The sequence below is a fragment of the Acinetobacter bereziniae LMG 1003 = CIP 70.12 genome (assembly GCF_000368925.1).
GTDB lineage: Bacteria > Pseudomonadota > Gammaproteobacteria > Pseudomonadales > Moraxellaceae > Acinetobacter > Acinetobacter bereziniae.
Map to the genome: position 1 here is coordinate 1,127,172 of NZ_KB849755.1, position 26,360 is coordinate 1,153,531.

At 37.8% G+C, this 26,360-nt stretch carries 21 protein-coding genes and 3 tRNA genes; 14 read left to right on the forward strand and 10 right to left on the reverse strand.

All coding sequences use genetic code 11. The annotated features are described in order from the left end of the window. Positions 1–31: 31 nt before the first annotated feature. The 7 genes from F938_RS07205 to F938_RS07235 all read left to right on the forward strand — a co-directional run bounded on the left by F938_RS07205 (position 32) and on the right by F938_RS07235 (position 3,542). Complete coding sequence (locus F938_RS07205; RefSeq protein WP_005030685.1) at positions 32–790, forward strand: Nif3-like dinuclear metal center hexameric protein; 759 nt, start codon at positions 32–34, stop codon at positions 788–790. A gap of 210 nt (positions 791–1,000) precedes the next feature. Beyond that, entirely contained in the window at positions 1,001–1,627 is a 627-nt protein-coding gene (locus F938_RS07210) for a superoxide dismutase (RefSeq protein ID WP_004828430.1), read from the forward strand. A 53-nt stretch (positions 1,628–1,680) separates the two neighbouring features. Then, entirely contained in the window at positions 1,681–2,346 is a 666-nt protein-coding gene (locus tag F938_RS07215; protein ID WP_005030687.1) for a hypothetical protein, read from the forward strand. 74 nt (positions 2,347–2,420) lie between these two features. Next, positions 2,421–2,496 (forward strand) — tRNA-Asn (locus F938_RS07220). A gap of 5 nt (positions 2,497–2,501) precedes the next feature. Continuing rightward, a tRNA-Asn gene (locus F938_RS07225) sits at positions 2,502–2,577 on the forward strand. Positions 2,578–2,953: 376 nt separating this feature from the next. Beyond that, positions 2,954–3,029: transfer RNA gene (locus F938_RS07230), tRNA-Asn, on the forward strand. Between the two features lie 63 nt (positions 3,030–3,092). Next, entirely contained in the window at positions 3,093–3,542 is a 450-nt protein-coding gene (locus F938_RS07235) for a DUF2726 domain-containing protein (RefSeq protein WP_004828425.1), read from the forward strand. Between the two features lie 16 nt (positions 3,543–3,558). Here the strand turns inward: F938_RS07235 and mgtE are convergent, their stop codons facing one another. Both mgtE and F938_RS07245 read right to left on the reverse strand, forming a co-directional pair. After that, positions 3,559–4,896, reverse strand: a complete 1,338-nt coding sequence (gene mgtE, locus F938_RS07240; RefSeq protein ID WP_005030689.1) for a magnesium transporter — start codon at positions 4,894–4,896, stop codon at positions 3,559–3,561. Between the two features lie 244 nt (positions 4,897–5,140). Continuing rightward, positions 5,141–8,242 (reverse strand): multidrug efflux RND transporter permease subunit, encoded by a 3,102-nt coding sequence (locus tag F938_RS07245; RefSeq protein WP_005030691.1) that lies wholly within the window; start codon positions 8,240–8,242, stop codon positions 5,141–5,143. 272 nt (positions 8,243–8,514) lie between these two features. Between F938_RS07245 and F938_RS07250 the strand changes: the two genes are divergently transcribed. Both F938_RS07250 and F938_RS07255 read left to right on the forward strand, forming a co-directional pair. Further along, the gene (locus F938_RS07250; RefSeq protein ID WP_005030692.1) at positions 8,515–9,660 is read left to right on the forward strand and encodes a glycerophosphodiester phosphodiesterase; all 1,146 of its coding nucleotides are present in this window, start codon (positions 8,515–8,517) and stop codon (positions 9,658–9,660) included. Between the two features lie 141 nt (positions 9,661–9,801). Next, on the forward strand, positions 9,802–10,176 hold the full coding sequence (locus F938_RS07255) for a diacylglycerol kinase (protein WP_005030695.1): 375 nt from the start codon (positions 9,802–9,804) through the stop codon (positions 10,174–10,176). 229 nt (positions 10,177–10,405) lie between these two features. Here the strand turns inward: F938_RS07255 and groL are convergent, their stop codons facing one another. From groL to F938_RS07275, 4 genes are all read right to left on the reverse strand, one after another. After that, a complete protein-coding gene (groL, locus tag F938_RS07260; protein ID WP_004828344.1) occupies positions 10,406–12,040 on the reverse strand; it encodes a chaperonin GroEL in 1,635 nt (544 codons plus the stop codon). A 101-nt stretch (positions 12,041–12,141) separates the two neighbouring features. Next, positions 12,142–12,432, reverse strand: coding sequence for a co-chaperone GroES (locus F938_RS07265; RefSeq protein ID WP_004828341.1), 291 nt, complete (start codon positions 12,430–12,432; stop codon positions 12,142–12,144). 207 nt (positions 12,433–12,639) lie between these two features. After that, positions 12,640–13,395: a metallophosphoesterase family protein gene (locus F938_RS07270; protein WP_005030697.1), complete on the reverse strand. Its 756-nt coding sequence runs from the start codon at positions 13,393–13,395 to the stop codon at positions 12,640–12,642. Further along, positions 13,376–14,317 carry a diacylglycerol/lipid kinase family protein gene (locus F938_RS07275; protein WP_005030700.1) on the reverse strand — a complete coding sequence of 314 codons (942 nt, stop codon included), beginning with the start codon at positions 14,315–14,317 and terminating at the stop codon, positions 13,376–13,378. The genes F938_RS07270 and F938_RS07275 overlap by 20 nt, the downstream gene beginning before the upstream one ends. 407 nt (positions 14,318–14,724) lie before the next feature. On the opposite strand from F938_RS07275, the gene F938_RS07280 reads away from it, so the two are divergent. The 3 genes from F938_RS07280 (at position 14,725) to F938_RS07290 (ending at position 19,555) form a co-directional block, all read left to right on the forward strand. Then, positions 14,725–16,557, forward strand: a complete 1,833-nt coding sequence (locus F938_RS07280; protein ID WP_004828335.1) for a phosphoenolpyruvate carboxykinase (GTP) — start codon at positions 14,725–14,727, stop codon at positions 16,555–16,557. A 286-nt stretch (positions 16,558–16,843) separates the two neighbouring features. Continuing rightward, positions 16,844–17,722 carry an ATP-grasp fold amidoligase family protein gene (locus tag F938_RS07285; RefSeq protein ID WP_004828334.1) on the forward strand — a complete coding sequence of 293 codons (879 nt, stop codon included), beginning with the start codon at positions 16,844–16,846 and terminating at the stop codon, positions 17,720–17,722. 519 nt (positions 17,723–18,241) lie between these two features. After that, positions 18,242–19,555, forward strand: coding sequence for a spinster family MFS transporter (locus F938_RS07290; protein ID WP_005030703.1), 1,314 nt, complete (start codon positions 18,242–18,244; stop codon positions 19,553–19,555). A 150-nt stretch (positions 19,556–19,705) separates the two neighbouring features. On the opposite strand, the gene glpD is transcribed toward F938_RS07290, so the two are convergent. Both glpD and F938_RS07300 read right to left on the reverse strand, forming a co-directional pair. Next, positions 19,706–21,235: a glycerol-3-phosphate dehydrogenase gene (glpD, locus tag F938_RS07295; RefSeq protein ID WP_005030706.1), complete on the reverse strand. Its 1,530-nt coding sequence runs from the start codon at positions 21,233–21,235 to the stop codon at positions 19,706–19,708. Positions 21,236–21,375: 140 nt separating this feature from the next. Next, complete coding sequence (locus F938_RS07300) at positions 21,376–22,131, reverse strand: DeoR/GlpR family DNA-binding transcription regulator (RefSeq protein ID WP_005030709.1); 756 nt, start codon at positions 22,129–22,131, stop codon at positions 21,376–21,378. Positions 22,132–22,586: 455 nt separating this feature from the next. Between F938_RS07300 and F938_RS07305 the strand changes: the two genes are divergently transcribed. Beyond that, on the forward strand, positions 22,587–23,906 hold the full coding sequence (locus F938_RS07305) for an MFS transporter (protein ID WP_005030711.1): 1,320 nt from the start codon (positions 22,587–22,589) through the stop codon (positions 23,904–23,906). A gap of 145 nt (positions 23,907–24,051) precedes the next feature. After that, positions 24,052–24,477, forward strand: a complete 426-nt coding sequence (locus tag F938_RS07310) for a hypothetical protein (RefSeq protein WP_004828326.1) — start codon at positions 24,052–24,054, stop codon at positions 24,475–24,477. A gap of 40 nt (positions 24,478–24,517) precedes the next feature. Here the strand turns inward: F938_RS07310 and F938_RS07315 are convergent, their stop codons facing one another. Both F938_RS07315 and folD read right to left on the reverse strand, forming a co-directional pair. After that, on the reverse strand, positions 24,518–25,186 hold the full coding sequence (locus tag F938_RS07315) for a class I SAM-dependent methyltransferase (RefSeq protein ID WP_005030713.1): 669 nt from the start codon (positions 25,184–25,186) through the stop codon (positions 24,518–24,520). Between the two features lie 223 nt (positions 25,187–25,409). Further along, complete coding sequence (gene folD / locus F938_RS07320) at positions 25,410–26,258, reverse strand: bifunctional methylenetetrahydrofolate dehydrogenase/methenyltetrahydrofolate cyclohydrolase FolD (RefSeq protein ID WP_005030715.1); 849 nt, start codon at positions 26,256–26,258, stop codon at positions 25,410–25,412. Positions 26,259–26,360 lie beyond the last annotated feature (102 nt).

Genomic DNA, 26,360 nt, shown 5'->3' on the forward strand with positions numbered 1-26,360 from the left:
TCAATTACTCTATTTTCATAAAAGGTTATTCATGGCTTTACTTAAAGATATTATTCTGTGGTGTGATCAAACCTTAAAGTCACATGAATTTAAAGACTACGCGCCTAACGGTTTACAAATTGAAGGAAAATCTGAAGTAAAGAAAATTCTTTGTGCAGTTACAGCTTCACAAGATGCAATTGATGCCGCCATTGAAAAAAAAGCGGACCTGTTATTGGTCCATCATGGATATTTCTGGAAAGGTGAACCTTACCCAATTACAGGGATGCGAGGAAAACGCATCAAAAGTCTCATTCGAAATGATATTTCTCTTGTCGGCTATCATTTGCCCTTAGACTCACATCCAACATTGGGCAATAATGCGATGATTGCTCAAATATTAGGTTTGGACAATATTGAAGCTTTGGACCCTCATGAACGCAATCCGATTGGCAATATCGGTTATTTAAAAAATCCGCTCTCACCTGAAACGTTTAAACAGCTTCTCACGACAAAATTAGGTTTTGATACGATTCACCTTGATGCAGCAAAAACCCAGATTCAAAAAGTAGGTTTTTGCACTGGAGGTGCACAGGATTATATTGCAAAAGCCGCAGCGATGGACTGTGATGCCTATATCTCAGGTGAAGTCAGTGAACGTACTTTTTATGAAGCCAAAGAATTGAATGTTCACTACTATGCATGTGGTCATCATGCAACTGAACGTTATGGCGTGCAAGAATTAGCCAAAGCGATTGCAGAACAGTTCAATATTGAATCTGAATATTTTGAGTTAAATAATCCAATTTAACCTCAATAAAAGTATCATTTCATTATTTTTTTAAAATGACTTGATACTTTTTCAAGAAAATCTTCACTGTATTTTTTAATTGTCTATATACGTATTAAATCGAAATAAATTGTGTATTGTTATTTAACATCATGCCCTATTGCGTGAAGAATCTATTACAATAAAGCCACTTAAATGTTAAAACCCAGCTCAATGCAAGGAATTTAAAACATGACAACCATTACTTTACCTGCTCTACCATACGGCTACGAAGATCTTGCGCCGCACATCAGCAAAGAAACTTTAGAATACCATCACGATAAGCACCACAATACTTATGTTGTCAACTTAAACAACTTAATCGCGGGTACTGATCTTGAAGGTAAAACTTTAGAAGAGATCATTGTTGCTGTTGCTGGCGATGCATCTAAAGCAGGTGTATTCAACAATGCTGCTCAAGTTTGGAACCACACGTTCTACTGGAACTGTATGGCTAAAAACGGTGGTGGTAAAGCAACAGGTGCTTTAGCAGCTAAAATTGATGAAGCTTTCGGTTCTTACGAAAAATTTGCTGAAGAGTTTGCAGCTGCTGCAACAACTCAATTCGGTTCAGGTTGGGCATGGCTCGTTGCCGACAAAGTAAACGGTGAGCTTTCTATTCTTAAAACATCAAATGCAGATACTCCACTTGCCCATGGCAAAGTTGCGGTATTAACAATAGATGTTTGGGAACATGCTTATTACATCGACTTCCGTAATGCTCGTCCAAAATACATTTCAACTTTCTTAGAAAGCTTAGTGAACTGGGACTATGCAAATGCCAAATATGCTGGTCAAGCAGCTGGTGTTGAAAAATAAGATTGAATAATTTTATTTTGCTAAAGAGCCATTCTGATTAGAATGGCTTTTTTATGTCATTCTATTTTTATATTTTCATGATTAATACTACATATACAATAAAAGCAGATCCAATAAAAATCATTGCTGGCTATGTCATTCTGACTACGCTACAGATTCCTTGTTATCTATATATCGCGCATTCAGACTACATCACCTTTACTTTTATTTTCGTGCTGCTATTGTGGCTGTTTATTTTATTATTTGAACTTGTTGCACTGTATCTACTGATCAAATATGGAAGACCACAGCTGTGTTTTCACAGTGATTTTTGCCAAATTCAAATGCCTGCAATCAACATAACTGTGGACTATGAAAAAATTTCCGCATTAAGCATGCGTAAAATACAGCAAGAACATCGCGGTTTTTCCTTTGGAATGTGTTATGAACTTGAATTAAGTTTGAGTAGTCAAATCATGCAGCAACATGCTTTGAGAAAAAAACCTTATCCTGTCAAAAACTTATTCTTGTCTTCCAACTTTCTTTTTAAAAATAACCAAATCTTAGAAATTGCGATTATTTTTAGTGCATTAGCTCGAAAGAAAGCTTCCAAACGGATTGAAAGTATTCTACAGCTACAACAACATCCCCAAGCATACGAAAGCTTAATCTCTGAAAAAGATTTAGAAAACTTTAAAAATAATCAATATATATACAAATTATTTAAATTCGGACAATAAAAAAACATTTAAGATGCTTTTGGTATAATTTCACTTGACCACTTTGGCTTTCATCCATAAAATGCGCATCAGATTCTCCAATAGCTCAGTCGGTAGAGCGACGGACTGTTAATCCGCAGGTCCCTGGTTCGAGCCCAGGTTGGAGAGCCATCTATTCTTCCATAGCTCAGTCGGTAGAGCGACGGACTGTTAATCCGCAGGTCCCTGGTTCGAGCCCAGGTGGAAGAGCCAGATTCGAAAAAGCCCACTCATGATGAAGTGGGCTTTTTTATGCTTAAAATTTGATGTTACTTCAAAGACAAATCCTACATATAAATAAAACGTAAAGCAGTGCTGACAAATAGATTGCAAAAAATCAAGCCTGCTCAAAGATGGTTTGATTCATCTACAGTTGAAGTCAAACACTGACGCGAATGAAGTCAAACACTGACGCGAATGAAGTCAAACACTGACGCGAATGAAGTCAAATAAAGTTTTAAACAAATCTATGAATTTCTTTATTTTTATTTAAAATGATCAAATATTTAGCAAATAATGCATTTTTATGATGAATTTAACAATTTTTCCTTGACCCATCTGCATTTCCTCCCTAAAATGCGTTCCAGATTCTCCAATAGCTCAGTCGGTAGAGCGACGGACTGTTAATCCGCAGGTCCCTGGTTCGAGCCCAGGTTGGAGAGCCAAATTCTAAAAACCCACTCAGATTTGAGTGGGTTTTTTCTTGCCTATCGCATACTGTTTGATTTATGTCATTTGATTCTTATCAGGCTTTATTTTTATTTATCGGCTGTATTGCAACAATTGCTTTGCTGATTGCCTGCTTTGGTCGTTATTTATTTCAACGCCAACATTATTATGCAAAGCGTGTGATTACACCGTTTGAACAGAAAATGTTTTTGCGCTTGAATGAGACTTTTCCCCAGTACCATGTACTTGCACAAGTTGCTTTTAGTGCCTTAATTGACTGTGATCAATTCAAGTTACGTTCCAAATTCAATCGTAAAGTCACTGACTTTGTACTGCTTAATCCACAACTTGAAGTGATTGCAATTATTGAACTTGATGATCCGAGTCATATTGGTAAAGAACATATTGATGCACAACGGGATGCCATGCTGATACAAGCGGGTTATCAAGTATTTCGCTATACCGAAATCCCAAGCAGCCGAGAACTGAAAAAAGATATTGCCAATTAAAATACTCAGAAAATACTTATAAAATAATCGAAGCAATGCATAAATAAACAATCACTCCAGTTGCATCACAGATTGAGGTCACCAAAGGTGCCGAGGCGCTTGCTGGATCTAGCTTTAAACGATTCAAGATGAACGGTAAACTCATACCAATTAAGCATCCCATCAATACAATGCCCATCATACTCAGTGCGAGGACCAAAGCGACCATTGCATCCCCTCTAAAATAGCCAAGGATGGAGACTGCAATCGCCATTGTTCCGCCCAAACATAATCCAACTAAACTCTCTCGTCCAATCAGATATAACCAATCTTTTAAATGAACATCCCCAGTTGCCAAAGCTCGAACCATCAAGGTTGCAGATTGAGAGCCAGCATTTCCCCCACTTCCGACAAGCAAAGGCAAAAAGAACACCAAAACAATATTCTTGGCAATGATGTCTTCAAAATGTGCGATACCGAAACCAGACAATAAGCTGCCAAATACCAAAATGACCAGCCAAAACACACGTTTCTTATAAAGATAATGAATCGGTGCTGTTTTAATGCTCATTTTAGGAGAAGAAGTTACAGCACTGGATTTTAAAAAGTCTTCTGTCGCCTCTTCAGTCGCAATATCCATTGCATCATCATAGGTCACAATACCCACTAGACGTTGCTGCTGATCGACAATAGGAAGTGCAATAAAATCATAATAATGCAATTTTTCAGCAATACTTTCTTGGTCTTCGTTTACATCCCCCATGATCAAGTCTGTACGCATAACATCCGTAATATTTTGATTAGGATCAGCCAAAATCATTTCACGTAAAGAAGCCACACCCAAAAGTTTATGATCTGGATCTACAACATAGATGAGATAGACTGTTTCACGATTTTTCGCGATCTTTCTGATTTGTTCAATCGCTTGGGTAATATTCAGTTCTGGTGACACTGCCACATAATCTGAACTCATGATTGCCCCAGCAGACTCTTCTGGATATTTGGCTAGATGTTGAATCTGCTGCTGGATTTCTGGACTAAGTTCAGTATAGATAGACTGTTGTAATGAATAAGGTAAATATTTAAATAAATCCGTCTGATCATCTGAATGCATCTGCGAAAGAACTTGAATCAGGTTCTGCTTTGGCAAATGTTCAGCAATTTTAAGCTGTTGATCTAATGATAAAAATTCAAGAATATAAGCAGCATTGGGCAGATGTTCTACCAATGTCACCTGCTCACTTAAGGATAAATCACTCAACAATTTTGCTATATCAGCGTCATTGATTTGATCAAAATGTTGTTCAATAACATCAAATTGGTGGTTTTGAATAGCTTTTTCTATTTTTGAAATTAATTCTAAAGAGAATTGCATAAGAAAATCCAAAGTTGATCACGCTTTTGCACAAATACTGGACTGTAATGCTAGGAAAATAAAGCGCTTTTTTGTTGTTAAAATTACTTTCTAATTTGAACAAAATATATTTTAGTTTGACTATTTATCAAGTGACGTCTAGATCATACACAGACTTGGTTTAACCTCGTCTGCGTATACTCATGGATACATGGATTTACAAGCGCAGAGATCTAGAACATAGCTCAATTTTAAAATCATGCTTTTACGATTCAGTTGATACTTTAGACTTAAAAATGCTTCGAATCAGCACATACATAAATGGGATAAACAGCAACACCAAAACTGTTCCAAAGATCACACCACCCAGTACACTTACGCCAATTTCTTGGCGGCTTGCAGCGCCTGCACCGAAAGCAAGCACTAAAGGGATTACCCCAGCACCAAATGCCAATGAAGTCATCAAAATTGGACGTAAACGTAGCCCTGCACCTTCGAGTGCTGCTGCAACCGCTGTTTTGCCTTTTTCTTGCGCCAATGCTGCAAATTCGACGATGAGAATGGCATTTTTACACGACAGACCAATTGTCGTCAGCAAAGCGATCTGAAAGTAAATGTCATTAGGGAACCCTGCCAATTGACTAAAAATAATATTTCCTCCAATCCCTAAAGGAATCGCAGCAATCACAGCCGTTGGAATAGACCAGCTTTCATATAATGCAGCCAAACATAGAAAAATGAATCCAATTGAGATTAAGTACAGTAACCATGCTTGGCTACTGGATTTCTGTTCTTCAAATGATAAACCACTCCAAGCGACATCAATCCCCTGTTGTTGGCTAATCAACTTCTGAATATCATTCATTGCCTGACCAGAACTGGTATGCGGCGCGGTATTGGCTTCCATTTGCAAGGCTGTATAGCCTTGGAAGCGGTTCACGACATCAGGTCCACCTTCCCAAGCAATGGTCGAAAAATTACTGAATGGAATCATTTGATTTTGTGCATTACGAACAGTCCATACCTCTAAATCTTCAGGTTTGGAGCGGAACTCAGCATCACCCTGCATCATGACACGTTTAATACGACCACGATCTATAAAGTCATTCACATAAGAACCACCCCATGCAGCTGACAAGGTACTATTAATCGCTGTTTGACTTAAACCATTTGCCAATGCCCGTTTTTGATCAATATGAATTTTTAACTTGGATTTGTCTGGATTGGACCTCTTATCTAAATTTTCAAAAGTTAGGAATTGTTTCGCTTGAGTTTGTAAAACATTAAACTGCTGATCAAGGTATTTCCGCCCTTGACCATTCACATCCTGAATCCAAAACTCTAAACTATCACTATCACCCAAACCATTCACAGAAGCAGGCAAACTCACTGTAATCCGAGCATTTGGATTCTTGTTAAAATACTTTACCGCACGCTCTCGAATCGCTTGCGCAGAATTTTCTGAACCAGAACGATCATCCCAATGTTTGAGCGCAACGAAACCTGTACCTAGGTTTTGTCCTGTACCAGAGAAATTACGACCATAACGAATCAGAACAATATCGACATTTTGCTTTTCTTTTTCCAAAAAGTATTTGCGTATATTTTCACCAACCACCTGACTACTCGACATCGGTGCACCATCTGCTAAACGGAACTGTACACTGAGCATTCCTTGGTCTTCACTTGGAATAAAACTGGTAGGTAAAGCGCGATAAAAAAGTGCAAAAACCACAGTTAAACCGAAAAATAATGTCAAAATCACCCATTTTAAATTCAAGGTTTTTTGAATAAGTTTGATATAACGCTGTTTTAAGTTTTCAAGTTTGGTGTTAAACCAAGTCGCCCAACGCATAGGTTGAGGATTAGGTTTTAAAATAATTGCACATAATGCAGGTGTCAGTACCAATGCAACCACCAATGACAATGCCATTGCTGCAACCAATGTGATTGAAAACTGCCGGTAAATTACACCAGTCGACCCAGTAAAAAATGCCATTGGAATAAATACAGCAGTCAATACGACGGTGATCCCAATCAAAGCGCCGGTCATTTCTTGCATTGATTCAATAGAAGCTTGCTTTGCGGTTAAGCCCTGTTCATGCATCAAGCGCTCTACATTTTCAACAACAACGATGGCATCATCCACCAGCAAGCCGATTGCCAACACCAAAGCAAACAAGGTCAGTGTATTAATACTCATTCCCAGTGCAAACAGTACTGCAAACGTCCCTAAAATAACGATCGGTACGGTAATGGTTGGAATGAGTGTGGCACGCCAACTTTGTAGGAAAATAAACATCACCAAAACAACCAAAACGATCGCTTCAAACAATGTTTTAACAACTTCTTTTATCGACTCTTGAACAAACGGTGTGTTATCTCGTGGATAAACAATCTTGTAACCTTGTGGGAGCTTTTCAGAAATCTTGGCTAATTCTGCTTTAATCAATGCCGATGTCGCTAAGGCGTTGGCACCGGAAGATAAAGAAATGCCCATCCCTGATGATGGATAGCCATTGATGGTATTAAATGATTGATAATTTTCAGCGCCTAATTCAATTCGAGCTACATCTTTCAAATAAACATAGCTTCCATCAGTATTGGATTTCACAATAATGTTTTTAAATTCTTCTACAGTTCTTAAACGAGAGCCTGCGGTCACTTTTGCATTTAAATATTGATCTGAAGCAACGGGCAAATCGCCAACACCACCTGCAGCAACCTGTGTATTCTGAGCTTCAATTGCGCTACGAATATCGCTTGGCATCAGCTGATACTGTCGCAGTAAATTTGGATTAAGCCAGATTCGCATTGCGTATTGCGAACCGAATACATCCACTTCTCCAACGCCTTCTATACGAGACAATTCTTGTTCTATATGCGTGGAAAGATAATCTCCTAATTCAATATTATTGCTTTTACCAGTTTCATCATACAAACCCACTACCATAAAGGTATCGCCGAGTGATTTATTTACTGTCACTCCTTGGCGTTGAACATCATCTGGCAAGCGATTTAACACGCCATTAATGCTATTTTGTACTTGAACCTGAGCGGTGTCTGGATCAGTTCCATTTTCAAAGCTAATACTGATTCGAGCACGTCCAGACGAATCACTGCTTGAACTGAAATATAAAAGGTGATCAATACCTTTAATTTGCTGCTCTAAAACCTGTGTGACACTTTCTTCAACAGTTTCAGCGTCTGCACCAGTATAAGTTGTTGACACTGTAATCCGTGGTGGAGCAATATCTGGATAACGCTCAATCGGCAAATTAAGAACCGAAAAAACGCCTAAAGCCATAACGATAATCGCAAGGACACAGGCAAAAATAGGACGTTGAATAAAAAATTTAGAGAGCATTAGTTTTGCTTCAGTGCCAAATGATTGTGGTTAAGATCGTGCTGAACATTAAATTCCGTTTATATTGATATTCTGTGACTTAGATCGAAAACTCAAGAAAAAATAACAGAAATCCGAATGATCAGCTTGAATATGAAGAAACTGTGGAGATCACCTAATCGTATACAGACCATCGCTATAAATAATTGCTTCAATCCCCTGTTTATGTCATCACAATGTCAATTTAACCACATAAACTGTGATCGATTTCTACACAATAATTTGAGTGAAAAATGAATAAAAAAGTATGGCTGATCAGCAGCAGTATGATATTTTTAACTGCTTGCAATGATGATAAAACAAATATTGTTACAACACCTGATTATAAAGAGCCTAAGATTATTATTGTTGGGCATCGCGGCGCAAGTGCTTTACGTCCAGAACACACACTTGAAAGTTATCAAAAAGCCATTGACGATGGTGCAGATTTTATTGAACCTGATCTCGTCTCAACCAAAGATGGTATTTTAGTCGCACGTCATGAAAATGAAATTGGCGGTACCACCAATGTCAGCACCTTAGCTCAATTTGCAGATCGCAAAAAAACTAAAATTATTGATGGGGTGTCTTTAACAGGTTGGTTTACTGAAGACTTCAATGCAAGTGAATTAAATTTGATTAAAGCACGTGAAAGAATTCCAGCATTACGCCCAAACAATACGCAATATAATGATCAATTCAATATTCCTACCCTTGAACAGATTATCGAACTTGCAGAAAAAAACTACAAAAAAACAGGAAAAATTATTGGCTTGTATATCGAAACCAAACATCCAACTTATTTTCAAAAGCTCAATTTAGGTATGGAAGATCCTGTATTGAAAACTTTAGCGAAATATCAATACACACGCGAAATTGCCCCAATTTATTTACAATCTTTTGAAGTCAGTAATCTCAAATACTTTAAAGAACAATTAACACTTTACAAGACATTAAAGCATGCCAAAATTATTCAGCTCTATGATGACAAAAAAGCAAGCCCAGCAGATTATGTTGCGCAAGGTCTGAAAACAACTTATGGCGATATGGCAACAGCACAAGGTTTAAAAACAGTCTCAACCTATGCCGATGGCGTAGGTCCATGGAAACCTTATATCTTTAATGATAGCTATACTGCACCATCTTCTTTTGTTGCAGATGCGCATGCAGTTAACTTAAAAGTGCATCCTTATACTTTCCGACCTGAAAATAACTTTTTGGCAGCAAATTTAAAATGTAGTAGCGCAGAAGCAGATGCTGCAAAACGTTGTGAAACAGGTGCCAACAAAGAATATGAAATGTATTTTAAAGCTGGAGTTGATGGACTATTTACAGATGACCCTGGTTTGGGACGTAAAGCACTAGATGCCTACTGGAAAGCAAATCCTATTCTAAAATAACACTTTAAGATTCAACTAAAATAAAGCAATCGTTTCAATCGCTTGCTTTATTTTTTCTAAACTGAGCATTTTTTGCTTAAAATTAATACCCATTTAAGTTTAAAATAATACACTTGTTCAAAAATATAGCAGCTTTGATTTATGAGTGATTATTCTCCATTTAAGGGTACAACAGGTTTTAAACGCATTCTTAATGCTACGGGTTATTCTTTAGCGGGTTTTAAAGCTGCTTATCAAAATGAAGCTGCTTTTCGTCAGATCGTTTGGATTAATCTAATATTAATCCCAATTACTTTTTTTCTTAATGTGAGCTCAGTTGAACAAGCCTTGATGATTGGGGTATGTTTACTCGCCATCATTGTTGAGTTGTTTAATTCAGCACTTGAAGCTGTGGTTGACCGAGTATCTTTAGAACGCCACCCGCTTTCCAAGAATGCAAAAGACATGGGAAGTGCGGCTCAATTTGTAGCGCAATCCATTATTTTCTTTACTTGGGTGATTATTCTTTTTAGGTAATTTTTAAACCTTTATATAAAAATAAAGCATTCTCAATATGTATGTTTGATCAACACCCAAATACCATTATTGATTTAAGCAGACAATTAAACTCTACTATTTTTATAAATCATCAGTATCTATTTTTATTTCACCAATAAATTCAAACCTTATTCAAAACCTCGCCCTGATCATAAAAAAATCCCCGCATAATGGCGGGGATTTTTTTATGATCTGAGATCAGAATGATTTACATCATTCCGCCCATACCACCCATTCCGCCCATATCAGGCATAGCAGGTTTATCTTCAGGAATATCTGTGATCATACATTCAGTTGTTAACATTAAACCAGCAACAGAAGCAGCATGTTCAAGTGCAGAACGTGTTACTTTTGCAGGATCAAGGATACCCATTTCTAACATGTCGCCATATTGTGAAGTCGCAGCATTGTAACCAAAGTTACCTTCGCCATTTTTCACAGCATTGATCACAACCGAAGGCTCATCACCTGCGTTAGAAACGATTTGACGAAGTGGTGCTTCAATCGCACGACGAAGGATATTTACACCTACAGTTTGGTCATCATTTGCACCAACAACACCGTCTAGCGCTTTAGCAGCACGGACAAGCGCAACACCACCACCTGCAACAACACCTTCTTCAACCGCAGCACGAGTTGCATGAAGTGCATCGTCTACACGGTCTTTTTTCTCTTTCATTTCAACTTCAGTTGCAGCACCGATTTTGATTACAGCAACACCGCCTGCTAATTTAGCAACACGTTCTTGTAGTTTCTCTTTATCGTATTCAGAAGTTGATTCTTCGATTTGTGCACGGATTTGAGTTACACGTTCAGCAATTTGATTTGCATCACCAGCACCATCTACAATCACTGTATTTTCTTTAGATACTGTGATTTTGTGCGCAGTACCTAAATCTTGTAGAGAAGCTTGCTCTAAAGACATACCCACTTCTTCAGAAATCACAGTAGCGCCAGTCAAGATCGCAATATCTTGAAGCATTGCTTTACGACGGTCACCAAAACCAGGTGCTTTAACAGCACACACTTTGATGATGCCACGCATGTTGTTCACAACAAGTGTTGCAAGTGCTTCACCTTCAACATCTTCAGCAATGATAAGAAGTGGCTTACCTGTTTTCGCAACAGCTTCTAAAACTGTAATCAATTCACGGATGTTGCTGATTTTTTTATCAACAAGAAGGATGAATGGATTTTCGAGTTCAGCTGTCAAAGTATCTTGTTTGTTTGCAAAATACGGGCTGATATAACCACGGTCAAATTGCATACCTTCTACAACGTCAAGTGCGTCTTCGAATCCTGAACCTTCTTCAACTGTGATTACGCCTTCTTTACCAACACGCTCCATCGCCTGTGCAATTAATTTACCCACAGTTTCGTCAGAGTTTGCAGAAATCGAACCAACTTGTTCAATCGCCTTGGTATCAGAAGCTGGTTTAGCCGTTGCTTTGATATTTTCAACAACAGCTTTAACAGCAAGATCAATACCGCGTTTTAAATCCATTGGGTTCATACCTGCAGTTACAGATTTGATCCCTTCATTTAAAATTGCTTGAGCAAGTACAGTTGCTGTTGTAGTACCATCACCCGCGATATCATTGGTTTTTGAAGAAACTTCACGAACCAATTGCGCACCCATGTTTTCGAATTTGTCTTTCAACGAAATTTCTTTTGCAACAGTTACACCATCTTTAGTGATGTGTGGTGCACCAAAAGAACGATCAATAACAACGTTACGACCTTTAGGACCTAAAGTTACTTTAACTGCATCTGCAAGTACATTTACGCCCGCAATCATTTTTGAACGAGCTGAATCACCAAATTTTACGTCTTTAGCTGACATGCTTAACTCCAATAATCTTTATTCTTTAACCATCTAATTTAAAAGTGGATGAGGCATATTGTTTTTAATTGATCAAAAACAACACACCATCTCGGTCTGAATTAACCTTCAAGTACCGCTAAAATGTCAGATTCTTTCATAATTAAAAGTTCTTCACCGCTTACTTTTACAGTTGTACCTGCATAAGTACCGAACAATACTTTATCACCAACTTTAACGTCTAATGCACGCACACCATTGTCAGTGATTTGACCATTTCCTACAGCAATGATTTCACCTTGTGCTGGTTTTTCAGCTGCAGAACCTGGAAGTAAAATACCGCCAGCAGTTTTTGTTTCCTCTTCAACACGACGAATAACTACGCGATCATGTAATGGACGAATGTTGCTCATATAAAACTCCATAGACATCGTCTAAATGTCATTGATTACTCAGGGAAGATGACTTCTTATTCCTAGGTCATCGACAAAATATTTGTATGTCACATTTGTGGGGATGGAAATAAACGCTTCAAGGGGAAAATTAAAAAAAATTTATCTAATTTGTATTTTTTTTATTCGTTCAGGTCAGATTGTCAAAAAATTCAACCGATTTTTTCATTATTGAGCAATAAATTCTTGTAATTGTTCATCAAAAAAATAGTGTTGAAATGTACCGTTTTCATGAATCACATTAAAACTATTTGGGATTTTTTTATGCAAACGACGAGACACAGCAGTACCTGCATGCACTTCATATACAGGATGAGATAAATTTAAAGTAAATGCTTGATTTAAATCATAGACTGCAACGAGATGTAAATGACCGTGCAATAAAGCATAGAGCTGATGCTGCCCCCATTCCTTGATTGCAAATTGTCCTAAAGCCGGACAATCTTTTAAATGATGATCTTCATTCGAAGTATAAAAAGGTTGATGACTGACAATAATTTTTAATTTATTGTCTGGCGCATCCATCAACAATTGATTGACACTTTCTATCTGTTCAAATGAGATATGCCCGCGTGTATGATAGCGACGGCGAATACTATTCATACCAATCAAATAAAAATGCTGAGTCAACAATGTCCGCTCTAAACTGCCAAAAAATAATTGATACAGACCAAAAGGTCGAAATGCCCTGTTCCATACATGATAAAGCGGAATATCATGATTACCTGGGACAACAAAATATGGCGTTTTTAAAGATTCTAAAAATTGCTTACACGCATAAAACTCTTTAAATTTAGCACGTTGAGTCAGATCTCCACTCACCACTACAACTTCTGGTTGATGCTGTGCACAAAACCGCTGAATCGCCTGTATACATGCTTGACGCTCTGTTCCAAAATGCAGATCAGATAGATGTAGCAGCATGCGCAGGTACCATAATATTTAAAGCATTTTTCTCTACATGTAAGTTCAAAGGTGTATCCATTGACACAATTTCTCCATCAATCGCAACCGTTAGTTTAGGCTTTTTCGAATACACAATCACTTTATCTGCACCAAAGCTATACACATCTGATGCTTTTTCTAATTTTCCTCGAATGGTCTGAAATAGTGTTTTAAATAAAGTGACCTTATCCCCTTTTGCGATCACCACCCCTGCGATCTCTCCCACTTCAGCACATTTGGAAATTCGTAAATTTAATTCTTTAAGTTGTAGTTGATTATTTCCAAAAAAGATTAAAGGCGTTTTGACTGGATATTTTTGTCCATCCACCTCAATTTCGAGTTTGAGTTCTTTGCGGTCTCGAATCAGTACATCCAAGCCTGAAGTATATGCATTTAAAGCAAAACGTCCAAAACGCCGATTGTAATCCTCTCTTTTTTTGATGAATAACGGATACAAACCCAAACTGGCATTGTTTAAATAAATTTGATCATTGATACATGCGATGTGGGATGCACGTGGTTCTCCTGTCGCAATAACATGAGCTGCCTCAAGCAGATTCAATGGAATATTCAAGGCACGTGCTACATAATTAAATGTGCCTAATGGCAAAATACCCATCGGAATATTTTGATGAAGCATTTGCGATGCAACAGCATTCAACGTACCATCACCACCTGCCGCAACAATAACCCCGGGTTTTGAATATTGTGCATGTCGTTGATAGATTTTTTTCATTAAGGTCTGAATATCGCCTTCTGCACTGATATCAAAAACCTGTATTTCAAAACCATGTGTAGTCCAGATGGTCATGAGTTTTTCGTAAACCTTATCTTTGTGATTTGCATGAAAACCTGATTTTTCATTGTAAATCATCGAAAGAGGCTTTAAATCTGTATCCATAAGTTTGATTATTGTGAAGTATTTGCTCTAATTTCGTCGATTTTCTAAGCAAATAAAAGCACCTTTATGTAAAATTCGAATTATACCCATTTATTAAATCAATAATAATTTTTTACAGCTTCTTATTTTCAAGTTATTGTTAATTATTATTATTTACAATAAAAATATTACTCATTGCTTTATTAAATAGTGTTAAATATCAACCAATAATTCCGCTTAAACACTAAAAATCAATCACTTACACCACCCCTTAGGTTAAGCATCTTTTAAGCCTTTAGTCTTATTTTTTTTATGAATATATGTTTTAATACGTCCACTTTTTTTCTTACTTAAATTTGAATGTTGTACCACTTCATTCAGGTTGTTATTTGTACACAAAATTGTACATATTTTAGATAGGCCTCACCATGACCCAAGTGAACGCACCAGAATTCGTTCGTCATCCTAAGCTCATTGCCTGGGTTGAAGAAATTGCTAAATTGACTAAACCTGCAAAAATTGAATGGTGTGACGGAAGCGAAGAAGAGAATCAACGTTATATCGACTTGATGATCGCTAACGGCACTATGCAAGCATTGAACCAAGAAAAACATCCTGGTTCTTATTTAGCGAATTCTGATCCGTCTGACGTAGCTCGTGTTGAAGGTCGTACATTCATCTGTTCTGAAAAACAAGAAGATGCTGGTGCGACTAACAACTGGGAAGCTCCTGCTGAAATGCGTGCTCGTCTTAACGGTTTGTTTGATGGCGCAATGAAAGGCCGCACAATGTATGTGGTTCCATTCTCAATGGGTCCATTAGGTTCTCACATTGCACACATCGGTATTGAAATTACTGATTCTCCTTATGTTGCTGTAAGTATGCGTAAAATGGCTCGTATGGGTAAAGCTGTTTATGACGTACTTGGCACAGATGGTGACTTTATTCCTTGCGTACATACAGTAGGTGCGCCTCTTGCAGAAGGTCAAAAAGATGTTGCTTGGCCTTGCAACCCAGAAAAATACATCGTGCATTATCCAGAAACACGTGAAATCTGGTCTTATGGTTCAGGTTACGGCGGTAATGCATTATTAGGTAAAAAATGTCTTGCTTTACGTATCGCATCTTCTATGGGTCGTCAACAAGGTTGGTTAGCTGAACATATGCTTATCCTTGGTGTGACAAATCCTCAAGGTGAAAAACACTACATCGCAGCAGCATTCCCTTCTGCATGTGGTAAAACCAACTTTGCTATGCTTATTCCACCAGCAGGTTATGAAGGTTGGAAGATTGAAACTGTAGGTGATGATATTGCTTGGATTAAACCAGGTGAAGATGGTCGCTTATATGCAATCAACCCAGAAGCTGGTTTCTTTGGTGTAGCACCAGGAACAAATACCAAAACCAATCCAAACTGTATGGCAACACTTCACAAAGATGTGATTTATACCAACGTTGCGGTGACTGACAATGGCGAAGTTTGGTGGGAAGGCTTAACAAAAGAAGCACCTGCAAACTTAACCAACTGGAAAGGTCAACCACATGTTGCTGGTGAAAAAGCAGCTCATCCAAATGCACGTTTCACTGTAGCAGCGGGTCAATGCCCTTCTATTGATGCCGATTGGGAAAATCCAGCTGGCGTTCCAATCTCTGCATTCATCTTCGGTGGACGTCGTGCGGATACAGTACCTTTAATCTCAGAAGCATTCGACTGGGTAGATGGTGTATATAAAGCAGCAACAATGGGTTCTGAAACAACTGCTGCGGCAGTAGGTCAACAAGGTGTTGTTCGCCGTGATCCATTTGCGATGTTGCCATTTGCTGGTTACAACATGGCGGATTACTTCGCTCACTGGTTAGAACTGGGTGAAGAAGTAGGTGCGAAAGCAAAAGCTGCTGGCAACAAATTACCAGGTATTTACAACGTAAACTGGTTCCGTCGTGATGCTGAAGGCAACTTTGTATGGCCTGGTTTCGGTCAAAACATGCGTGTGCTTGAGTGGATCATTGACCGTTGTGAAGGTCGTGCAGATGCAGTTGAAACACCGATTGGCTTAGTTCCAACATTTGAGCAATTGAACTGGACAGGTTCTGACTTTACTAAAGCGCAATTTGATCTTGTAACATCTCAAGATAAAGATCAATGGATCAAAGAGATTGAAAGTCATACTGAATTGTTTAACAAGTTAGGTGACCGTTTACCTGCAGCACTTAAAAATCGTCAAAACGAGCTTTTAGAGGCTGTAAAAAAATCAGCTTAATTTAAATTAAGCATTCAAGAGACCGCTTTCGAGCGGTCTTTTTGCATTCAATCTATAATCATTGTGATGGATTAAAGGATTCAAGTAGTATGCTCTTTTAATTTCGAGTCACTATCGCATGCAACTCAAAAACAATTTAAACGGAATAACCGATTAAAATAAAGCCATTTGTATTCTAAATGTAATATTTTGCGTTAAATCCACAATATGATATTTTTGTAATACAAAAAATTCATATTTCCTCTATAATTAAAAAATTCATTTCTTTATTTTTTTATTCTTTCCCATGATTGAAAATATTATCTATACAGCGAAAGTCATTAGAACTAAATTTGTCTCTGACAAGAAATACCTTACAAAAAGATTTATTAATAAATTAGGTTACACACCTGACTTTGATAAACCGGAAAGTTTTAATGAAAAAGTAACTGCGCGCATGATCTATGAAAGAGCGCCTCTGCATACAAAACTGGCTGACAAGTTGACAGTGAGAGAAATTATTTCAGATAAAATTTGTTGCTCACATTTTGTACCTTTACTTGGTGTATACAAATGCTTTAGCGAAATTGAGTTTAATAAACTCCCATCTAAATTTGTTTTAAAGTGCAATCATGATAGCGGTAGCGCAATCGTGTGCCATGATAAAAGTCAATTTGATATTAAAAATGCAGAACTAAAATTAAAGCATCATTTAAAACAAAATATGTATTTTAAAAAAAGAGAATGGCATTATAAAAATATTACACCGTTGATTCTGGCTGAAGAGTTTGTTGAATTATGGACAGATCCAAATAGCCAGTTAACGATTACCACCAGTCGAGTACATTGTTTCGAAGGTCAACCCAGATATATTGAAGTTGATGTTCAAGATAGTCAAGGCATTGATTATTCAAATATTTATGATACCGATTGGGTCCTACAACCCTTTACAGTTGACTTAAAGAATAATAGCCCCTTAGGCTTAGCTCAACCGAAAAGTTTAAGCAAAATGCTGCAACTTTCTCAAGACCTTTGCTTTAAACATGGTTATAGTCGTATCGACTTTTTATTGGCTGGAGATGATGTTTTTTTCAGTGAAATCACGTTGACACCAAATGCAGGACGGATGGTGATTACACCAAGTGAATGGGATTTCAAGTTAGGCGCCCTCTGGAAAAGTTATTGATTTTTTTTATTAAAAAATATAGTGAATCAATCCAGCAAGTAAAAGAGTTTAACGTTGACTTGTTGGATTGTTTTTTGGGTTTCCTCAATGGAAAGTGAACAATAAAAACCATGAGTTTTCCGCTTCATTTGAATCACAAGCTTTTTCACTTCACATTAATATTTTTATAAATGATAGTATTATAAATAAAATACAAAAACTTAAATGTATAGTATTAAAAAATATTGCTGCCATATGATGCGTATATCCAAATAAGGCACAGACTTATTTATTTGTTTTAATTCCTACACAAATATCATAAATCTAATAACTATCCTTTTCTTTATTTGGTTATTTATCTAAAAAAACCACAATCAATTTAATTTCACTTGCATTTAATAAATATATTATATAGATTTTCTAAACAATATGAACAATAAGTGGTGGTTAAAAAAATTCCATCAATCGTAAAACAATACTTCTAAATCGGATCAAGTCGGATCGCTTGATCCTCCAAAAATAAACAAAGGAGTTGTTACCGTGAATAGCTTAATCCACAACAAATGGAAGATTTTGATTCTATTGTTTCTAGCCAATACGATGAATTTTTTTGATCGTACAATTCCAGCCGTGGTCATTGAATCAATCAGATTAGAATATAGTCTAAATGACAAACAATTAGGAATGCTTGCTGCTGCATTTTCCTTAGTCTATGCCATTGCTGGCTTATATTTTGGAAAACTTGCAGACCGCAACTCAAGAAAAAAAATTATCGGTATAGGTTTAATCGCATGGAGTGGCTTTACCGCCATGAATGCACTTGCATGGAGTTATATCTCTTTTTTCATGGCTCGTGTAGGTGTTGGTGTCGGTGAGGCAAGTTATGCACCTGCTGCGAACTCTTTAATTGGAGATTTATTTCCACCTCAGCATCGCGCCAAAGCAATAGGTATTTTTATGCTCGGCTTACCAGTGGGAATGGTACTCGCTTTCTTCACCGTTGGTGGGATTGCACAAGCATTTAACAGTTGGCGTGCACCTTTTATAGTTGCGGCTGTACCTGGTCTGATCTTAGCCATCTGTTTTTTCTTTATTCGAGAACCTGCACGAGGCGCAGCAGAAGCTGAAAACTATCAAGCCAAAACTTCAAAGCAAAACAGCTTAGGAAGCCTTTTAAAAATCAAAACGCTACGTTGGATTATTCTTTCTGGCATTATGCAAAATCTTGCGATTGCTGCTGGCATCGCATTTCTAGTGCCGTTGTTCCTACGTTATTTTGGGTTAACCTTAATACAAGGCTCATTACTTGCAGGATGTATTATCGGGATAACAGGTTTAATCGGCTTAACACTTGGCGGTGTCATTGCAGACAAGATTTATCAAAAATCTAAAAAGGGTCGTTTATTGTTTGGAGCACTGTGTTTATTGATCTCGGCGATTATGATTGGATTAAGTCTAATGCTGAAAAGCCAAGCTGTGGTTTTATTTACAGTATTGTCTTGTCTCGGTTGGCTTGCAATGTACAACTATTACACAACCGTCTACCCTGCTATTCAAGAAGTTGTTGAACCCAATCAAAGAGCAATGGCTTTTGGTTTATGTCTTGCGATCATGTATGTATTAGGCGGCGCATTTGGTCCACTTCTGGTTGGTGCACTTTCTGATCATTATGCAAATGCCGCAATGACTGTATCAGGTGCAACAGGGATTACGGATCAATTCCGTGCCATCGGTTTACACAAAGCCATGATTATTATTCCAATCACCTTATTACTGAGTGCCGTATTCATTTATATGAGTGCACAAACATTTATGAAAGATGCGCTTACATTGCAGCAGCCAAATGAATCATAAAACACAATGTTCAAGATGAAAGGATTCAGTATTTGAAGTTGGATGGTTATGGTTTGAGGTTTAAAGTTTAATTTTTAAACTTCAATATTCAAATTGAATCTACAAAATACAATAAAGCCAATGCTTGATTCATTGGCTTTATAAATTGCATTATGCAACATCTTTTTGCAATCGACGTTCATGTAACTCAAGCAAGTAGGCATCCAAAAGATCAATGTCATCCTGTTTAAATTCAAGATATAACTTGCTACGGCGACTCAATATATCCTGACTCGTGATTGCCCATTCCTGATCGACTAAATAATCCACTTCTTGCGCATAAAGCCCATGTCCAAAACTTTGTCCAAGCTCATGCACTGAGGAGGAATAATTTAAAAACTTCCATACATAAGTGCCATAAGCATGTGCCCAGCGACTTGCTGTTTCCAAATCAATGCCTTTGATTTTAGTCTGGATCTCCAAGATTAAATCTTCTACAGAGACCAAGTTTTCTGCACCAGGTAATAAAGCATGTGCGGTCCAAGATTGTTGCATTTCAGGGAAAAACTTTTTCAGTTGCTCAAGTGCTGATTCAGCAAGCTTGCGATATGTCGTCAACTTGCCACCAAAAACCGACAATAAAGGCGCTTCACCTGAATGTTGCTGAGAAAGTGCTAAAGTATAATCACGCGTAATTGCTGCTGGGTTATCAGATTCATCATCACACAATGGGCGCACACCTGAAAAAGTGCTGACAATATCATTTTGGCTCAGTTGTGTCTTAAAATGATCATTGGATACTTTTAAAAGATAATCAATTTCTTGTTGAGTGATTTCAACTTGATTAGGGTCATCATGATATTCACGATCTGTGGTTCCAATCATGGTGTATTGGTTTAAATAAGGGATCGCAAACACGATTCGCTGATCGTCATTTTGCATAATATAGGCTTTATCACCTGCATAAATTTTTGGCACAATGATATGGCTCCCTTGAACCAAACGAATGCCATAAGGTGATTTTAATTTCAAATCCTGTTGGATAAATTGTGCCACCCAAGGACCTGCAGCATTGACCAATACTTTGGCTTGAACTTGATATATCCCTTGTTCATTTTCAAGTTGGATTGTCCACACAGCATTTTCACGTTGCGCAGCAATACAACGTGTTTGACTAACAATCTTTGCACCCTTTTCCCGTGCCTGCATTGCATTGAGAATCACCAAACGAGAATCATCAACAGCACAATCGGAGTATTCAAAACCACGGGTAATATCTTTATTTAATGGGCTGGTTTCAGGGTTGAATTGGACCAAATTTGATCCTGGCAGTTTTTCTCGTTTGCCCAAATGATCATAAAAAAATAAACCCGTACGGATTAGCCAAGCTGGTCTAAGGTGCGGTTGATGAGGCATGATAAAGCGCATTGGACGAATAATATGTGGGGCTTTCGCCAGTAAAACTTCACGCTCTGCCAAAGCTTCACGAACCAAGCGAAATTCCTTATGTTCTAGATAACGTAAACCACCATGAATCAATTTACTACTGGCGGATGAGGTATGACTTGCCAAATCATCTTTTTCACAAAGCAAGACCGATAAACCACGCCCAACTGCATCATTGGCAATTCCAACACCATTAATTCCTCCTCCAATCACCACGATGTCATAACAAGTTTGCGGTTCTTTCATTTGCATCATAACATCACCTTTTGATTGAAGAGTTTTAACATATTTTCGTTTATTTTCATTTAAGAAAATAATAGAGACTTTTTTGATCAATGTCTATTCGATAATCAATAGATTTGCAACTGACATTTAAGCTCGTCATTGAATAAAGCCTAAACCACAATCAAATTCACTTCTGCCGCATTGATTTGTTGAATATAAGCTTCAGCAGGCTGTTGATTGGTAAAAAGACGATCAATTTCTCGAAGATGCCCCATGCGCATCATTGCATGACGACCAAATTTACTATCATCTACAGCTAAAAAAATCTGTCGAGCACCAGCAATAATTTCTTGAGAGACTGAAACTTCCTGAAAATCAAAATCCAATAATGTCCCATCTGCATCAATTCCACTGATGCCAATCACGGCGTAATCCACTTTGAATTGTTTAAAAAATTCAGATGTCGCCTGCCCAATGACCCCGCCATCGGGGCGAACTTTGCCACTGGCAATAAGCACTTCAAAATCTTCTTTTACACTTAGGATTTTGGCAACATTTAGATTATTGGTAATAATTTTAAGCCCTCGATGTTGCAATAAAGCGACAGCAATTGCTTCTGTCGTTGTCCCGATATTGATAAATAAAGAAGCATAATCTGGAATAGCTTTTGCCACAGCAACTGCAATACGCTGTTTTGCCTCTGCGTTATGGCTCATGCGTGTACTGTATTCAGTATTGGTCACACTTGAGTCTATCGCAGCACCGCCATGATAACGTCGCAACAATCCAGCATCGGCCAACTGATTAATATCTCTGCGTACAGTTTGCGGTGTCACTGTAAATATCTGCGCAATTTCTTCAATACTGATATATCCCCGTTGTTTAACCAGTTCCAAAATTTGCTGTTGTCGAATCATGAAGTTCATAAATGCAAACCTTATTGTTTTATTTTCGAAAATGAACATTTAAATACATACATAACATAAGTTCTTGTTATTCAGCTAGCTTTGAATCTTAATTCTCAATACTGATCGTTTTTTTATTTGAGTACTTTTCACACATTTGACTCATTTCCACCCAACACTTTATCTGTACTAAAAACAGCCACCCATTAAACCATTTAAAATTAAATAATTGTTTTAAAAAAATTATTCTTTATTTTAGCCATTCTTAAATAATTATTGATCCTGAACATAAAAAAGGCATACGACCAAAGTCTAATAAGGACAACCTTCATTCTTGCGTATAACGAGCTGTGTAATGATTTGTATCTCTCCGCAGTACTGATTGAAATTCTCTCTTTTTGATTTTTCTGTTTAGATTTTCACCCCAAATGAACCCTAAACAGGCTATGTTTTGCATATTCTTTTGGAGAATTGCCTTGTCCAATTCATCACCTCAGGTTGCTCCTTCGCAACTTGATAGAAAAACTCGTTTCAAATCTATACTTGGTGGCTCAGCTGGTAACCTAGTTGAATGGTATGACTGGTATGTCTATGCCGCATTTACGCTCTACTTTGCACCAGTGTTCTTTCCAGAAGGTAATGAAACAGTCAAGCTTCTCCAAGCTGCTGCTGTTTTTGCTTTAGGTTTTTTAATGCGCCCGATTGGCGCTTGGATTATGGGAATTTATGCCGATCGTAAAGGTCGTAAAGCTGGTTTAACGCTTTCTGTATCCTTGATGTGTGTCGGTTCTTTAATTATCGCTTGTGCACCGTCTTATGATTCTGTCGGTATGCTTGCTCCAGCGCTTCTACTCTTTGCTCGTCTCTTACAGGGCTTAAGTGTCGGTGGTGAATATGGTTCAAGTGCGACATATTTAACTGAAATGGCAGGAAAGAATCATCGCGGTTTCTTCTCTAGTTTCCAATATGTCACCTTGATTTCAGGACAGTTGTTGGCACTTTGTGTATTGATTATCCTCCAACATACACTTTCAGAAGATGCCTTGCATGCATGGGGATGGCGTATTCCATTCTTTATCGGCGCTTTGTTAGCCATTGTTGTATTCTGGATTCGTCGTGGCTTAGTTGAAACTGAATCAGCTAAACAAGCGCAAGAACATGCCAAAAATGGTGGTGAAAAATCGGGGGCTTTGGCTTTATTTACCAAATACCCTAAACAAGCATTCACAGTGATTATGTTGACCGCAGGTGGAACGCTAGCATTCAACACATTTACCACCTATTTGCAAAAATATTTGGTCAATACCTCTGGCTTTGAAAAGACCACAGCAACAGAAATTACCACGGCAGCGATCTTTATCTTCATGTTGATTCAACCTGCTGTTGGCGCACTTTCAGATAAAATTGGTCGTAAACCGATTATGATCACCTTTGGTGTTTTAGGTGTTCTATTTACCATCCCTATTTTCAATGGGCTTGGTTCAACCACAGACCCTAAAACTGCATTTTTCTTATGTATGAGTGGCATGGTGATTGTAACTGGCTACACTGCAATTAATGCGGTAGTTAAAGCAGAACTCTTCCCTGCTCACATTCGCGCTCTGGGTGTTGCGTTACCATACGCTTTAGCAAATACAATCTTTGGTGGTACAGCTGAATTAGTCGCCTTAAGTTTTAAAAATGCAGGTCACGAAAACTATTTCTTCTACTACATCACGTTTATGATTGGTCTATCTTTAATTACTTATATCTTTATGAAAGATACTAAGAAAAATAGCTTAATCACAGATGATTAATCAAAATCCAAAAGTAGCTTAGATGGATTAAAACAGCTTTCTTATGCAAATTAGAAAGCTGTTTTGATTTGAACAATTCAATCATCGAGAAAATCACAAAGCTATGGCATACTAAAAATAATTCAAAAAGCTGGGACTTTAAAAGATGAAAATAATCACCTGTGCAGGTTTAGGATTAATGGTTTTAGCTTTATCGGCGTGCCAAACAACACCGCGTCAATATAATGGAGTGACAGGCTACCAAATCGAAAGTCAGTCAAGTAATAGCGCAACATTGGCATATACGCTTTCTGGTCGCGCTGACCGTGATTTAGATGCCAGTAAATTACAACGTGCATGTCAAAAAGTTTTAGGTGCAAATAAAACCTATAAAATTTCTGTTCTTAGTATCAATGAAATCATCAACCCGCAAGCTGCACAAAATCAAGCCGGCGTCCAACTTGGGCATAGTCGAACTTCTTTTGGACTTTCAAATACTCCTAATCTAAACAACAGTGAGGATTATGCAACGCGTCAAGCACTTGAAACTCGTCCAAGCACCTTGCATGTTGTACGTTATACCTGTTCTTAATACACCAAATCATAATAAGTTTTCAAAAAATAAGACGCTTTTATAGCGTCTTATAAAAACTCACATTTCGAAACTCTTTGGCTTCATCTAAATCAGGCCATGTTGTTGCACTTCGTTCATCCAATTTTTGATAATTCGGATGACTAAAGTTTTTGACCCGACTGTCCGCCACCCATACTTCAGGGGCAAACTTTAAAAATTCATCTAAGAAAAAGCGATTAGATTGATCATATAAAACATCTGCGGCGAGCAATACATCCACCTGTTCTGCTTTATATAAATCATCCAGATATACCAGCTCTACCTCGTTTAGTGCGGCATTTTCACGACAAGCATCTAAACTCAATGGGTCAATGTCACAACAAATCACACGCTTGGCACCCGCTAATTTGGCAGCAATCGCGACCACACCTGACCCAGCGCCAAAATCGAGAACCACCTTATCTTTAACATGATGTGGCTCAGCCAATAGCCATTGTGCCATCGCCAAACCAGATGCCCAACAAAAGATCCAATATGGTGTGTCATTCCAAATACGGCGAATCACTTCATCATCTAAACGATCAGTCGGAAAAACCGGTGGAATCAACCACAATGAAATCGGAGTCTCAGGTAACTGCTGAGCGAGTAGCTGGCATTGAGGAATCACCTCATGCAAGGCTTTGAGTAAATGTGATGGGGCTTTAGGAAATTGTAAAGTACAACTCATAAATGTATAACCAAAATGATTATTCTAATACTTCGCAAATACACTAAGGTTTTTTGACGCTTATATACTTCGATAATTTGCTGTTATTGCAGATCGCATCATATTAAATACATGATTGTCACAAAGTCTATTATTAAAGCAACTTTTACCAAAACAAAAATGACATTTTCGAGAAGCCTTCACCATCTACAAAAATGGTGAAGGCATTGCTATCAATATTTGATTAAGCTAACGCTTTTTCTGCTGCTTCTACAGTTTGACGAATCAATGTAGTAATCGTCATAGGTCCTACACCACCTGGAACTGGCGTATATGCTGAAGCAACTTCTTCAATTCCAACCAATTGAATATCACCAACACCACCACCTTCACGAGGATGGAAACCTGCATCTACCACAACAGCACCTTGTTTGATCCAGTCTTTTTGAATCAACTCTGCTTTACCTACTGCACCCACAACGATATCCGCTTGTTTGATTAATTCAGCAAGGTTTTGGGTACGTGAATGACAGATTGTCACTGTAGCATTGGCTTGAAGCAACATCATTGCCATCGGCTTGCCTAAAATCGCTGAACGTCCAACCACTACAGCATGCTTACCGGCAATCTCAATCTTATTTTCTTTAAGAATAGTCATGATGCCCGCAGGAGTTGCAGAACCATATGCTGCTTCACCCATTGCCATACGACCAAAACCAAGACACGTCACACCATCAACATCTTTTTCTAAAGAGATCGCATCAAAACAAGCACGTTCGTCAATCTGTTCAGGTACTGGATGCTGTAACAAAATACCATGTACATCAGGATTGGCATTTAATTTTTCGATTTCAGCCAATAATTGTTCAGTCGTGGTTTCTTTGCCTAATTCAACTTTCAAAGAATCCATACCTACACGACGACATGCATTTCCTTTCATACGAACATAAGTCGCAGATGCGCCATCATCACCCACTAAAATAGTCGCTAAAATTGGGGTACGACCTGTTTTTGCCTTTAAAGCTTCAACACGAGTCAACAAGTCTGCTTCAATTTGTTTCGCTAATGCGCGACCATCCAATACCAATGCCACGGCACATCTCCAAAGTAGATATGAATCAATTTTGCAAATAATACATGATTATTTAGACAATTTTCTTTCGTATGCTGAATTTATGTGCATATGCATGAAATA

Coding starts and splice junctions, on each gene's coding strand:
- F938_RS07205 (WP_005030685.1), top strand. CDS start 32: ATGGCTTTACTTAAAGATATTATTCTGTGGTGTGATCAAACCTTAAAG.
- F938_RS07210 (WP_004828430.1), top strand. CDS start 1,001: ATGACAACCATTACTTTACCTGCTCTACCATACGGCTACGAAGATCTT.
- F938_RS07215 (WP_005030687.1), top strand. CDS start 1,681: ATGTCATTCTATTTTTATATTTTCATGATTAATACTACATATACAATA.
- F938_RS07235 (WP_004828425.1), top strand. CDS start 3,093: ATGTCATTTGATTCTTATCAGGCTTTATTTTTATTTATCGGCTGTATT.
- mgtE (WP_005030689.1), bottom strand. CDS start 4,896: ATGCAATTCTCTTTAGAATTAATTTCAAAAATAGAAAAAGCTATTCAA.
- F938_RS07245 (WP_005030691.1), bottom strand. CDS start 8,242: ATGCTCTCTAAATTTTTTATTCAACGTCCTATTTTTGCCTGTGTCCTT.
- F938_RS07250 (WP_005030692.1), top strand. CDS start 8,515: ATGAATAAAAAAGTATGGCTGATCAGCAGCAGTATGATATTTTTAACT.
- F938_RS07255 (WP_005030695.1), top strand. CDS start 9,802: ATGAGTGATTATTCTCCATTTAAGGGTACAACAGGTTTTAAACGCATT.
- groL (WP_004828344.1), bottom strand. CDS start 12,040: ATGTCAGCTAAAGACGTAAAATTTGGTGATTCAGCTCGTTCAAAAATG.
- F938_RS07265 (WP_004828341.1), bottom strand. CDS start 12,432: ATGAGCAACATTCGTCCATTACATGATCGCGTAGTTATTCGTCGTGTT.
- F938_RS07270 (WP_005030697.1), bottom strand. CDS start 13,395: ATGCTGCTACATCTATCTGATCTGCATTTTGGAACAGAGCGTCAAGCA.
- F938_RS07275 (WP_005030700.1), bottom strand. CDS start 14,317: ATGGATACAGATTTAAAGCCTCTTTCGATGATTTACAATGAAAAATCA.
- F938_RS07280 (WP_004828335.1), top strand. CDS start 14,725: ATGACCCAAGTGAACGCACCAGAATTCGTTCGTCATCCTAAGCTCATT.
- F938_RS07285 (WP_004828334.1), top strand. CDS start 16,844: ATGATTGAAAATATTATCTATACAGCGAAAGTCATTAGAACTAAATTT.
- glpD (WP_005030706.1), bottom strand. CDS start 21,235: ATGATGCAAATGAAAGAACCGCAAACTTGTTATGACATCGTGGTGATT.
- F938_RS07300 (WP_005030709.1), bottom strand. CDS start 22,131: ATGAACTTCATGATTCGACAACAGCAAATTTTGGAACTGGTTAAACAA.
- F938_RS07310 (WP_004828326.1), top strand. CDS start 24,052: ATGAAAATAATCACCTGTGCAGGTTTAGGATTAATGGTTTTAGCTTTA.
- F938_RS07315 (WP_005030713.1), bottom strand. CDS start 25,186: ATGAGTTGTACTTTACAATTTCCTAAAGCCCCATCACATTTACTCAAA.